Origin of the sequence: Pedobacter sp. 22226, assembly GCF_052045455.1 — a bacterium.
Classification (GTDB): Bacteria; Bacteroidota; Bacteroidia; order Sphingobacteriales; family Sphingobacteriaceae; genus Pedobacter; species Pedobacter jeongneungensis.
In genome coordinates, this window is the sequence record NZ_JBQEPB010000012.1 from 88,167 (window position 1) to 101,648 (window position 13,482).

7 protein-coding genes are annotated in these 13,482 nt (G+C 40.7%); 1 reads left to right on the forward strand and 6 read right to left on the reverse strand.

Annotated elements, in window-relative coordinates; translation table 11 throughout:
• Positions 1-78 precede the first annotated feature (78 nt).
• Genes ACTJKC_RS23470 through ACTJKC_RS23495 form a run of 6 tightly spaced genes read right to left on the reverse strand, consistent with a single transcriptional unit; the run spans position 79 to position 12,285 of the window.
• Positions 79-1,302, reverse strand: coding sequence for a CaiB/BaiF CoA transferase family protein (locus ACTJKC_RS23470; protein WP_440795838.1), 1,224 nt, complete (start codon positions 1,300-1,302; stop codon positions 79-81).
• Positions 1,299-2,459, reverse strand: a complete 1,161-nt coding sequence (locus ACTJKC_RS23475; RefSeq protein ID WP_440795840.1) for an ABC transporter substrate-binding protein — start codon at positions 2,457-2,459, stop codon at positions 1,299-1,301. Before ACTJKC_RS23475 ends, ACTJKC_RS23470 begins: the two co-directional genes overlap by 4 nt.
• Before the next feature lie 35 nt (positions 2,460-2,494).
• Positions 2,495-5,839: a glycoside hydrolase family 2 TIM barrel-domain containing protein gene (locus ACTJKC_RS23480; protein WP_440795842.1), complete on the reverse strand. Its 3,345-nt coding sequence runs from the start codon at positions 5,837-5,839 to the stop codon at positions 2,495-2,497.
• A 5-nt stretch (positions 5,840-5,844) separates the two neighbouring features.
• Positions 5,845-8,415, reverse strand: coding sequence for a glycoside hydrolase family 2 TIM barrel-domain containing protein (locus ACTJKC_RS23485; protein WP_440795844.1), 2,571 nt, complete (start codon positions 8,413-8,415; stop codon positions 5,845-5,847).
• A 1-nt stretch (position 8,416) separates the two neighbouring features.
• Positions 8,417-9,529 (reverse strand): glycosylase, encoded by a 1,113-nt coding sequence (locus ACTJKC_RS23490; RefSeq protein ID WP_440795846.1) that lies wholly within the window; start codon positions 9,527-9,529, stop codon positions 8,417-8,419.
• Entirely contained in the window at positions 9,526-12,285 is a 2,760-nt protein-coding gene (locus ACTJKC_RS23495; protein WP_440795848.1) for a family 78 glycoside hydrolase catalytic domain, read from the reverse strand. The genes ACTJKC_RS23490 and ACTJKC_RS23495 overlap by 4 nt, the downstream gene beginning before the upstream one ends.
• 270 nt (positions 12,286-12,555) lie before the next feature.
• On the opposite strand from ACTJKC_RS23495, the gene ACTJKC_RS23500 reads away from it, so the two are divergent.
• The gene (locus tag ACTJKC_RS23500; protein ID WP_113950511.1) at positions 12,556-13,329 is read left to right on the forward strand and encodes an IclR family transcriptional regulator; all 774 of its coding nucleotides are present in this window, start codon (positions 12,556-12,558) and stop codon (positions 13,327-13,329) included.
• Positions 13,330-13,482 lie beyond the last annotated feature (153 nt).

Consider the following 13,482-nt stretch of genomic DNA (forward strand, 5'->3'; position numbering starts at 1 on the left):
TAATTCTTCACCAAGCATTGCTGTCATTTCCATCGTAGTGGAGAAATCTGTTAATTTTTCTTTATAGATTTCTCCATTTCACTGCGTTTCAGTCGAAATGACGGTCTGCGTTAACTCAAACTCTTTATTAATATCTGCTGTATCAAAACCCAGTTTAGGGGCTGCTTTAGCAGCAAATAACTTTTCATGATCCAAACGGATCGGACTTACGGTAGTTCTGATTTTTTTGCCATCACCTAAGTCTAATTGCTGTTCGATCTGAAGTTTTTTGTATGCGCTTAAAGCAGTTGCTGTTTGATAATTCAATACTTCTGCGCACCAGATTCCGTGATTTTCCAGAAGATCGACCCAGTATTTGGTATTTTGCTTTTTAAAGGTTTCGGCTAAACGAAGGATTAATTGATCGCGGTTTTCGAAAGCAGAGCCGGCCTCCACATATAAATCGGTAATGTCGCAATTTATAATCGCACAAATATTTGGCAGGTTTCCCATGGCCATGGCAATGTGGCCATCGTTTGTTTCGTACATGCCATAAGGAGCACTTAAATAGGCATGTGCACTGCCTTTTGCCCCACTTCTATCCGGTAATTTTCCACCATCGTTAAGGTAAGTAGTCAATACTTCGAACTGTACATCTAAAATGGATTCGAGCAAACTCACTTCAACCAGGACGCTTTTACCGGTTTTTGCCCTTTTGATCAGCGCTGCCATAATTCCCTGTGCCAGATGGTTGCCACACATGATATCAGAAACAGAAAGTCCGAAGGGTACCGGCCCGTCTACATCCACCCCTGATAAAAATGTTAATCCGGAAACGGACTGAACCAGTAAATCCTGACCGGGTTTGTTTTTCCATGGTCCATCATTTCCATAGCCGGTAACCACACCATAAACAATTTTAGGATTGATTTTTTGAACATTCCCATAATCCAAGCCGATTTTTTCCATCACGCCCGGACGGAAATTATGCGTCATTACATCGGCCCTGCTGATTAGCTTTTTAAGACTTTCTAAATCTTCCGGATTTTTTAAATCTGCCGTGTAACTTTCTTTATTGCGGTTAATGGTATGAAAAAGCAAACTATCTTCCTGATCGCCTGTTGAACAGATGCTTCCTTCGTCAGCATGACAGGTATTTACAAAAAGATTTTTTATGGATAAAGCCCTGCAGGCATCACCTGTTTTCGGCCGCTCGATCTTGATCACACGGGCACCTAAATCAGCCAGTTTTAAACCTGCTGATGGTCCGGCCAGAAACTGGCAGAACTCTAAAATCAAAAGTCCTTCTAGCGGTCTGTTCATGATAACACAAAACTTTTAGATTTCTGATACAATCTGTTCATGGCTGATAAAACCTGGATTTCATCACCTCCGTTTATTAAATAATCGCGGACAACATCGCCGGCATGATCCTGAAAATACATGGAACCATGGTAACGCGGACGGAGAAATGCCCTTTGTAAAGCCGGCAAGGTATTTTGAAAGTAATTCTGACTCTGGCGGTTTACTTCTTCATTTTTCCACGCAGCCAAATGTCCCGGCTGACCACCACTTTCAAAGAATAAAGTAGACTGACAAGCGGGTGAACCTACAAATTTTACATATTCAGCAGCGGTTTCAATTGCTTCACATTTAGAGGAGATGGCCAAGCCGGTTCCGCCCAAAGTGCTTCTTAAATTCGTATTTCCATCTAAGGAAATCATATCGTGAAAATGCAAAGTTTTGCGTGCATAGCCATTTCGTGAATAATTGGCATAACCATAGGCAAAAGGACAATAGGCAATTTCATCGCTTAAAGTCATGGCTTCATACACCTGAATCGGGTTTCTGTTGAAATTTGCTTTATCTATTTTCGAAGCCAGTTCGCGGTACATTTTCAAAACTTTAATACCGGTTTCAACGGAAACCACTTCCTCATCATTTTGGCAGGGATCTTCGCCCAAAGAGCAGCAAAGTGTATAAAAATTCATTAAAACATCAATCGGGATGCCCGCAAAAGCCACTAGGCCTTTATCTGCGAGTGCCAGTAAATCATCAAATGATTGGGGCAATTTTAATCCTTTTTCTGCCAATACATCCGGTCTCGATGCTGCTACTGGTGTTGCTGCATCAATGGGTAAAGCCCATAAATGCTGGTCATAAAAATAACTTTCGTAAGATTGGCCTACGGAGTTTTCTTCCTGATCTTTCAGGTATTCCTGGGGTAAATATAAATCCAGAGGAACTATCGATTTTGTTTTTGCGGCGAAACCTGCCCATGGGTGATCAATAACCAGCAAATCAAACCTTTCGGCCAGTTCCTGAATGGAAAAATCGGCAAATTGCTGCAAACTTCTTTTCTCCCAGGTGATGTGCACATTTGGATGCAGTTCGGAAAACCGTTGTGCTGTTGCCACCATCGGCAAAAGTCCGCGACTGTGGTTCCAGGTTATTCCTTTTAAATTAATCGTCTTTTCCACTTAATCTTATTTTAATATTTTTTAGTGAACTTTCACTAAAATTTAATTCGTTTTACTTTATTGTTAAGCGCTTCTTTATTACCCTCAAAAGGCATTAAATAAAAGCTGTAGTTATAATTTTTTGCTGGTAGCTGGTATTGCGGCAATGGCGCAGCAACATCACTCCAACTGTCGTTTCCACCAACACCCATTTGTATTAAATCGATGTTTACTGTTAAATAGCCGGCATCTTTTAAATTGTTGGTGTGTTTTGCAGCCTGAACATTCTCATCGATGTAAGGACTGGCGCTCATGCTTAATAAACTGTCGGCTACGATTAGCAGGCCCTGTTTTTTGGATTGATCCGAAAAGTACATCCAGCGCACATCGGTACGGTTTCCATTTTCCTGCGGAACGGCGTAATGCTCCATAAAATCGTTTACCGGTTCAGCATAAACGGCAGCATCTGAAGCATAATTTTTATCAATATAATTTTCCATCGGGCCTTTGCCATACCATGAAATGTTATCGTAATTACGGGCAATTCCTGTTTGCATCCCTACTTTAGGAATATTCGGTAAACCGGGTTTAACTTTCAGTATGTATTTTACCTCTATAGTGCCTGAAGAAGCAATTAAATAGCTGATTTGAGCGGTTGCGCTATCATTTATCAGGCTATAATTCGAAGTATGTACGAGGCCTGAACCCGCCATGTTATTAAACTTACCCGCATTTGATCCTGTGTATTTGAGATCATTGGCATACCAATGCTTTAATTTTTTATTCGATTTCCAGCCGCGTTTATCATTGTCGGTTAAAGGACGCGTAAAATGTGGCAGCAATGGTGCAAAAAGCTGTTCTTTACCTTTCCATTTATAAGAAATCAAAGCACCATTTTTTTTGCTGATACCGATCTCGAAATTTTGACCTGAATAGATATGCATGTCAGCATTGCCAGTGTATTTTGGCGGCGTAATTTTATCGGTCAGCCTGGATTGGGCTAAACCTGTTAACGCAAACTGATTTGAAGCTACTTCGAAACCTTTTTTGGCCCAGGCTTCGTCCTGGCTTAAAGTAAAATGGATATCAGCTAAATATTCTGATCCTGCATCTATTTTTGGCAGATATTTCGAAATGTTAAGCAAAGTATCTTTTCCGGCAGCAAGATTAACGGCAGGCAGAATTTTCTGGCTCAATACCACTCCGTCTTTGCGTACAATTAACGTGGCAGTATAAGCGTTCAAATTTTTAACCGCATGGCGATTGCTGATTTTTAAAATCCTTTTCACCTGGTCGGCCCATTCGGTTTCTGCGCCCTGATAAACACGTTTACATTCGTACATGGCTCCTTTGGGTTTTCCATCAGAATTAACCACGCCTTTAATAGTGAAATTATCGAAATACTTTTCGCCAAAATCGCCGCCATAGGCATAGAATTTATTACCCGCACTGTCGGTTTGCAGAATGCCCTGATCTTTAAATTCCCAGATGGCGCCTCCGATTATACGTGGCGTAGCACGGAAAACATCCCAAAAATCTTTCATGTTTCCCACAGAATTTCCCATCGCGTGGGCATATTCTACAAAGAAAATCGGGCGGTTATCGCCATTTTTCTGTTCTGCCAGCATTTTGGCGGTATAAATGCCAGGGTACATCCGGCTTACTATGTCCACATAAGGCTGATCTTGAGGGTTTTGCAAGCGATGCGAATGATCGTTCGGTTTTAAATAAGCCGGATTGCCAGGGTCGATGTAACCATCCAACCGCGGATTTCCCATGGCAGGTTCGTAATGAACAGGCCTGGTGATGTCAAAATCGTGGATCCACGCTGCCATAGCTGCATGGTTGGGGCCACTACCCGATTCATTGCCCAAACTCCAGATAATGATGCTCGGATGGTTTTTATCGCGCATTACCATACGGCTGCTACGCTCTAAATAAGCCGAAGTCCAGGTTGGGTCGTTACTCAATTTACCGCCGAGGCCGTGAGTTTCCAGATTGGCTTCATCAATGACCAGGATGCCATATTCGTCGCACAGATCGTATAAATACGGATCCATTGGATAATGGCTGGTGCGGATACAGTTAAAGTTGAACCGTTTTATCGTCTGCACATCCTGCAGAATATCTTCGCGATTTAAGGCTTTGCCTTTTGTTGGGTGATGATCGGGACGGTTGATTCCATAGAGATAAGTTTCTTTGCCATTAATTAACAGTTTACCATTCGTTTTAGAAAATTCGATACTTCTGAAACCAACTTTACAACTTTTAACCTCGAGCGTTTTACCTAAACTATCTTCTAAAGAAAGGGTTAGTGTGTAGAGATTAGGTACTTCATCACTCCATTTTGCCGGATTCTTTATCTTACTTTCCAGCAGCCCAAATTTCACGTTATCCAGGCGGGGCCATATTTCATTGATGATGCTTTCTGCGCTTCTTTCCAACGGCTGGTCCAAAACGGCTTTACCATTTTGATCAAAAAGCAATGCTTTTACCTTATAACCTTTAACTTCTTTACCTGTAAGGTTTTCAATCCGTGGACGGATACTTAAAGTAGCATCTTTATAATCTTTATCGAGTTTGGTTTGAACAAAGAAATCGGCAATCCGCAATTTAGGTTCGGCCAGGAGCATTACTTCGCGATGGATGCCGCTTAAACGCCAGTGATCCTGATCTTCGAGAAAACTGCCATCTGTCCAACGCATTACCTGAACCGATAAAATGTTTTCTCCAGCCTGGAGATAAGGTGTAATATTGAATTCGGATGAAAGAAAACTATCTTCGGCATAACCCAGGAATTTCCCGTTCACCCAAACTTTATAACCTGAACTTACCCCTCCAAAATGCAGGGTGATATTCATATCTTTCCAGTTTGCAGGAATAGTAAAAGTGCGCTGGTAACTGCCCACGCCATTATAATCCATTGGCGGATTAGGCGGATTTACAGGACGGAAAGGATAAACAGCACTTTTATAAATGGGTTTATCGTAACCTTTCATTTCCCAGTTGGAAGGAACTTCGATTTTTTTCCAGCCACTTACGCGTGATTGATAGAAGTTTTGCGGTGCATCAGCAGGTTTAAGGGCAAAAGAGAAATCCCAATCGCCATTTAAAGAAATCATTCGGGTTGATTGTTCACGAATGCCTTTTTTTGCGGCTTCAATATTTTCGAAAGAGTAAGCTGTTGCACGTGATGCATCACGGTTTATGCCACTTACCGATTGATCTTCCCATGGCTCCCTGCTGTAAATTTGAGGGGCTTTTTGAACAGCTGTAGGTGTTTTATCGACAAGCTGGGCATTGGCAATTAAAATCTGACCACAAAGGCTCAAAAAACACAAAGCAATTGCTTTAGCCAAAAAGCTTGATCTTGGTATCAGAGTAATTAAAAATTGATACATCTTCATCATTTTGTGGTATGAATTAAAATTGAAGATGAAGACAAACCTGCTGAGGCTGCCGTTAATTTAATGGTTCCGGTTTTTTCGGTGGATTGGAGAATGGCCAGGCACAAACCATGAAATGTTTTACGGTAATTTGCTTTAAAAGGCTCTAAACTGGCCTGGAATCCATTATCAACACCTGCAATAAAACCATTGCCTTCCACTTTAAAATTAACCAGGTTATCAGCATTGGGCACAACATTTCCTGCGGTATCTAAGATGCGTACAGTAACAAATGATAAATCGCTGCCGTCGGCTTTGATGTTTTTCCTATCGGCAACCAACTCAATTTTAGCAGGTACTCCGGCAGTTTTTACCTCGCGGACCAATACCTCTTTGCCATTTTTACGCGATACCGCTTTTAAAGTTCCAGCCTCGAAATTTACATGCCAAAGCACATGCAGATCATCACCTTGTTTAGACTTTTTACCCAGCGATTTTCCATTCAGGTATAATTCTACTTCATCGGCATTATTGTAATAAGCCCAAACTTCAACTGATTTGCCTTTTTCCCAGTTCCAGTGCGGTAAAATATGCAGTACAGGTTTGTTGGTCCACTCACTTTGGTACATGTAATAGGAATCTTTAGGAAAACCCGCTAAATCGACAATACCGAAATAAGAACTCCGGGCCGGCCATGGATAAGGTAAAGGTTCGCCGAGGTAATCAAAACCTGTCCAAACGAACAAACCTGATACATGATCGTATTTTTTTGCCTCCTTCCAGGTTTCCTCATGGGTAGAGCCCCAATAGGCAGAAACATTATCATAAGCAGATGCCGACCACGCTTTATTGCCTTCGGTAAATTTGGTTTTACCATCTTTAGGCCAGCGGCGAATGGTATCAGCAGTATCATAAAAGCCCCTCGTTTCGAGTGCAGAAGTAGTTTCGGTAGCCAAAAACTTAACCCTGGGATAATTCGCAGGAAAATCTTTATAAAGTTTGTGATTATAGTTTAAACCGTAAATATCAAGCGCATTGGCCTGGTAGATGAAGTTTTTTTCAGCTTTTGTTTCGGTTAGCGCCGAAATTACCGGACGGGTATTATCCAGATTTTTAACGATTGCAGCCAACTCTTTGGTAAGCGCAATGCCCGTGCTGTCAAACTGTTCGCGGATTTCGTTACCGATGCTCCAGAGGATGATGGATGGGTGGTTACGATCGCGTTTAATCATATCTTCCAGGTCTCTTTTATGCCATTCAGGAAAATTCAGGTGATAATCATTTTTGGTTTTCTTTTTCGCCCACATGTCAAAAGCCTCATCCATTACCAGAAAGCCCATTTTATCGCATAAATCCAAAAACTCAGGCGCTGGCGGATTATGGGCGGTACGGATGGCATTTACACCCATTTTCTTCATTATTTCGAGCTGGCGCTCCATGGCCCGTACATTTACAGCAGCACCCAATGCGCCTAAATCATGGTGCAGACACACACCGAGAATTTTCATTGGTTTCCCGTTTAAAGAAAAACCTTTCAGCGCATCAAAATTGAATCTCCGGATGCCAAAAGTGGTACTTTGTACATCTATAATTTTATTTTCGGAATCAATAATTTTAACCAGCAATGTGTATAAATATGGTCTGTCTACCGACCATATTTCAGGCTTGTTGATCAGTAAGTTTGAAACGATTTTTCCACTATTATCTTCAATAAGATCCTCTTTTGTAGTGTGTTGTAAAACCCGCTTCCCTTCTTGGTTTTCTACCGTAAACTCGATTTTGTATTTTTTAGTTTTATCTGATGATTTGTTTACAAAATTAACCTGGGGAGCTACAAAACCTACTGTTTGACCTGGTTTTAAATTTCCGCCATCTGTCGATTCGCCGAAGTCGCCACTTACAAAACCCGCTTTAACAAAAATGCCATGTTCTTGTATAGCAACTTTAGCTGTTGAGGTTAACCATACATTTCTATAAATACCCGAGCCGGAATACCAGCGCGAATCGGGTTGAGCAGAATTATCAACTTTAACGGCAATAACGTTTTTCCCAGATTTTAAAAATTTACTGATTTCGTAAGAAAATGAGCTATAGCCATAAGGTCTTTTGCCTAAATATTCTCCGTTTACCCAAACCTCGCTATTTTTATATACGCCATCGAATTCGATTGTGATTAACCGATCTTTAAAATTGGCGGGGGCGGTAAATTCTTTTCTGTACCAGCCAATTCCGGTAGGTAAACCACCGCCTTCAGGTTTTGCAGGGTTTTTCTCATCAAATTTTCCTTCAATGCTCCAATCATGCGGTAACGTAAGTTTTCTCCATTTCGAATCATTGTATGATGGAGATTTAGCTGCAAAATCATCGCCCAGGAAGAATTTCCATTCTTTATTGAAACTTATTCTGGTGCGGGGTTCCGGAGTGGCCGTCATTGCGAGGCATGAAGCAATCTTACTACTATGGGTCAGCCGTTCTTTTGCATTAGGATTGCTTTCCCGAAGTTTCGAGAAAAGTTTCGCCTCGCAACAACGAGGTGCCCACAAGCCCAAAATCAAAAAAAGTACAACTTTAAAATTCCTAAGCCTCTTCATGTTATTTCTCAGTTTCCCTTACAAAATCTACTTTACTTTTACCTAAATCTTTCGAAGTTGCTACTGCAATTCCGCGTTGATCCTGTTTATTTACGGCACAATAGAAATGGTAAACCACGCCCTTATATTTTAATACGAAAGATTTATGTGCATACAGTTCATCATACTTTTCTGAAGATTCAATCAGGTTATCGCCTGTCCAGTCGGTCCAGTTTACAAGATCTTTTGATACGGCAAAGCGATTGAAAGATCCTTTTCTATCCTGCCAGAAAGCCCCAAAGTAAAACATTACATAATTATCGCCAATTTGCTGTATTACAGCATCTCCTGAGATACCAACCGGATGATGAACCACCGGATTTTTATTAAAGCGCTGCCAATGAACCATATCATCCGAAACTGCCATCCCGATCCGTTCATACCAGCGTGTTTTTTTATTGTTCGCCAGCGAATCGCCCACAGCGTTATAGTACATTACAAAGCGATGTCCTGTTAATTTTTTCCGGTCTTCGATCACCGTGCTTTTAAAAAGTTTATTGCGGTTTTCCCACCAGCGTACATTTTTATCTGATGAGCTTAAAACAGGTTTTTCTAAGCGGCTCCATTCCTGCACAATGGATGGATCTTTTGTTGTATAAGCCATTCCGATAGATAAAGGCTCCACTTCATAACCTTTCTCTTTTCCTCCGAAATACGACATCCAATATTTGCCATCAAACTGATTTACACCATAACTTCCACCCCATTTGATGTCGGTTAAGGCATTATATCCCGCTTTTTGATTGTCATCCCAGTTACCGGCATCAGTAAACGACATCAGTTTGCCCTGGTTTTCCCAATGCAGCAAATCTTTACTTTTTGCCAGCCAGGTTTCGTAACCACGACCACTAAAAATGAGATAAGTCATGTACCAATCCTTTCCTTTTCTATAAACTGTGGGGCAATCCATTTTATGCTCTTTATCTCCAGGAACCATTACCAAACCGTATTTGAAAGGTGTTTTTACTTCCTGATAGATTTTTCCCATCTCTGCAGCAGAAACAGTTTGATAACTTTGAGCATTTGATTTAACAGCCCAAATAAAAAGAAGGATCAAAATGCTTATCTTTCTCATTTGAACTTTAAATTAAATTTATAATAGCCTGAACCGATAGCAATCCTGGTTTTACCGTTTTCGATCCCTGCATTGCTAAATGATGCATTATTTTCTTCCAGAAGCTCGCTTTTCGGATACGCCGGGAAATAAACCACAGCTTTAGTATTCACGGGAACATTAATTTCTAAAATGAAATTTTTATCGGTTTTCTCCCATTTAGTAGAGATTTTTCCATAAGGAGAATTAAAACTAACCTGAGCGGCAGTTAAATCGCCAACTACTTCTGGTTCAATTTTAATTTGATTGAAAGCAACCGAATTTTCTGCCTGGCGGATGCCACCAATGCCACTATACAGCCATTCCATTAAATGACCAAGCATAAAATGATTGTTGGAAACCGTTGGTAGAGCCGCCCACGATTCGGTTAATGCGGTAGCACCTTTGGCAATCTGCATACCATAACCCGGTACATCGGCGCTACTGTTCATATCGAAAATCACATCCGATTTTCCGGCATCTTCTAAAACATGTAATACATAGCGATACCCGATATCACCAGCGGTTAAGCTGTTTTTTCTATCGCGGATATCTTTAACCAGATTGTCAATCACTGCTTTTTTATCTTGTTCTTCAACCAGGCCCATGTAAACCGCCATGGCATTTGCTGCCTGCGAACCCGTTGCGTATTGTTTGGTTTTAGCATCAAAAAACTTGTTATTAAATGCTTTTCTTACTTCAACGGCAAGTTCTGAATAAGCCATTGCATCAGCCCTTTTAACTAAAAGTGTAGCCATTTTCTCCATTACCTTCAAATCGTAATAGTAGATGGCCGTTCCGGTAACGCCCATTGGCGTGAGTTGAGAAACACCGGGTGGTTTTGGCCCTAAATCATACCAATCGCCTAAACCCTGAGATAAAATATGGTTGTTTGCTTTTGTGCCCAAATAATTGATATAACGCTGTATCATCGGGTAATAATCAACCATGGCCTGTTGTTCTCCATACCATTGATAGAGGTACCATGGTAATAAAATCCCACTGCTGCCCCATTCCGGCGAATCGCGGAACATATCGCCACCCCATTCAAATTTTACGTATTCAGGGGCAATTTCCGGGATCAGTCCGTTGCTCAGCTGTGAGTTTCTCATATCCTCCAGTGCTTTTTTAAAAAGCGGCGCAGCATTGTAATTGTAACCTACAGAATTGCCCATCAGGTGCAACTGCTCCAGCCAGCCCAGTTTTTCACGATGCGGACAATCGGTAAAAACACTCATCATATTACTTTTTACCGACCAGTCAATCAGGCTGAAAGTTTTATTAAATAAACTGTTCGAAGACGAGAATTCACCAACTTTTTCAGCAGCATTTCTAATATGTAATGCTTTTAAATCCTCAATAACAGCTTTGGTTGAATTATTTTCTTTTCCAGTCGGCACAGCGCCTTTAACCTGCAGGTAACGGAATCCTGTATAAAAGAATTTTGGCCGCCAGGTTTCTAAACCATCTCCTTTTAATATATAAGTAAAATAAGATGGACCACCCATATTTTTCTGGGTTACTGTGCCATCGGCTTTTAATAATTCTGCCGGTGTAATGCGGATGGTATCGCCTTTTTTGCCACGTACTTTTAATTCGATGATGGCCGAAGCATTCTGTCCCATATCATAAACCCATTCATGATTACCAACTGCAGTGATGTTTTTTGCTGTAAAATGATCGAAAATTTTGATAGGTTCCTCTTTTTGCGCATTGAGTTTTGGTCCGTTAACCAATACAGCAGATTTCCAGTTTTGATCATTAAAGCCTGATAAATTCCAGCCTTTTTGTTCCAGGTTGGCATTATAATCCTCTCCACCATAAATACCCGAGAAAGTGACTGGCGACGGAGCCGTTTTCCAGCTTTGATCGCTAATTACATTTGTTGAAGTTCCATCGGTATATTCTACCAAAACGCGACAGATCATTTTAGGATAGCCAAAAGCTACTTTCAACTTTCTATACCTGTCTTTAACCGGTGGAATGTAGTAAAAACCATTACCAAGCATTACACCAATGGCATTTTCGCCTCTTTTAAGCTGTTTGGTAACGTCGTAGGTTACATATAATGCCTCTTTATCGTATTTTGTCCAACCGGGTGCTAAAAAATCATCCCCAACTTTTTCACCATTTAAGCTCATTTCGTATTGGCCGAGGCCCGAAATAAAAGCCGTTGCCTTTTTTATGGTTTTGGTTACCACAAAATTTTTGCGGAACATAGGCAAAGCATTGCTGGCGTTATATTTATCCTTTTTGCCATCAGTTGGCAGCACATTTACAATCGAATCGGGTATTTTTTCATAAGCAATCCACTTCGCTTCTTTCCAATCGGCCGGGTTTAATAAACCCATTTGCCAGGTTGCAGTATTACTCCACTCCGATCCATTTCCATAATTATCCCAAACACGCAGCTTCCAGTAATAGGTTTTGGTAGGTAAAAGTTTAGCGCCTTTATAGAATATCTGAATAGATTGACCAGAATTTACCCTTTTGGTATCCCAAATTTCGCCAATGTTCTTTTTTAAGTTTGCAATACTGCCAGAAACCAGGATTTGATATGCGGTTTGCATTACATTGTGTTTAGGTGACAGCAATTTCCAGCTCAGGTTAGGATTTACCATATCAATGCCGATCGGATTATTTCTGTAAGCACAAGTCAGATCAATAACCTTTATATCCTGCGCAAAAAGCGGAATGCTCAACAGATAAAGCCAAGAAAAAATCAGAAATCTGCTCATTATCCTTTGGTTAGCATTGCGAAATTTTTACGCAAAAGCAGTGGTTAAATTTTGGTTTATAAATGGTTAATTGATACCTTAATCTTATTAAAAATCGATTCTATGAACGATTTGATTAATAAAGTAGTGTCAATTCAAATATAAATGTTTTTTTTAAATATGAAAACATATATTCGTATTTAAATTACAAAATCTTCCCATCGTTAAATAGGAAAGCATTTTGTATGTTTGAAATTGTAAAAATTACGCTACAGCCAAATTTAAACCTGTATGAACGAAAAGGAATCAAAGTACCAGGCCCCTGCTTTAGATAAGGGACTTGATATACTGGAATATTTATCTGCACAATCTATCCCGCTTTCGCAAACTGAAATTGCAGTCGGCATTGAGAAAACACCGAACGAAATTTACCGGATGTTAATGAGTTTGGAGAGCCGCGGTTATATCCTCCGCGATGAGGTTTCGGGGAAATACAGACTTTCGTTAAAACTTTTTTACCTTTCGCACAGGCACTCGCCTATTGATGAACTGCGTAAAGCGGCACAATTTCCGCTGGAAGAACTGGCCAATACCATCCGCCAGTCGTGCCACTTGAGTATCTTGTATATGAACCAGGTGATGGTAATTATTCATGCGAAAAGTCCGGGGCCAATTGCACTTTCTATCGAAGAAGGAAACCTATTTCCATTACCGCTAACAGCATCAGGAAAGGTTTTATTGGCTTATATGCCAGAGGTGGAACGGAACACTACTTTAAAAAACAATGCGATTTATAAGAAATACCACAAAACACAACAGGAAGATTTTTTGAGTTCATTGGAAGATATCCAGCAAACAGGTTCATATTTTAAAAACAGCGACTCGGTTTCGGGTGTAACCGATCTTTCTGTACCTATCGGTATTTCAGGAAATAACGGGATTATTGCCTGTTTAACCATTTCGATGTTAAATGCGATCAACGTAGATCAGGCAATCGAAAATGATGTGATACTGGCCGAGGCACAGAAATGTGTGAAGAAGATTGAGCAAAGGATCGGGGTTTAGCCCGCCCCCCTGGAAAGGGATTTAACTTTTTAATTGATAAAACAGTAAATGAATTGCAAGCTGATTTGGGCGTTACCCAAGCTGCGCAAGGGTCGGGCTTTTCAGGGCTGCGCTTCGCTCCGGTACCGATAAAATATCGGTACTAAACCCTTA

What these genes read in the sequence shown, in the direction of transcription:
- ACTJKC_RS23470 (WP_440795838.1), bottom strand. Translation starts at nt 1,302, where the DNA reads ATGAACAGACCGCTAGAAGGACTTTTGATTTTAGAGTTCTGCCAGTTT.
- ACTJKC_RS23480 (WP_440795842.1), bottom strand. Translation starts at nt 5,839, where the DNA reads ATGTATCAATTTTTAATTACTCTGATACCAAGATCAAGCTTTTTGGCT.
- ACTJKC_RS23485 (WP_440795844.1), bottom strand. Translation starts at nt 8,415, where the DNA reads ATGAAGAGGCTTAGGAATTTTAAAGTTGTACTTTTTTTGATTTTGGGC.
- ACTJKC_RS23490 (WP_440795846.1), bottom strand. Translation starts at nt 9,529, where the DNA reads ATGAGAAAGATAAGCATTTTGATCCTTCTTTTTATTTGGGCTGTTAAA.
- ACTJKC_RS23495 (WP_440795848.1), bottom strand. Translation starts at nt 12,285, where the DNA reads ATGAGCAGATTTCTGATTTTTTCTTGGCTTTATCTGTTGAGCATTCCG.
- ACTJKC_RS23500 (WP_113950511.1), top strand. Translation starts at nt 12,556, where the DNA reads ATGAACGAAAAGGAATCAAAGTACCAGGCCCCTGCTTTAGATAAGGGA.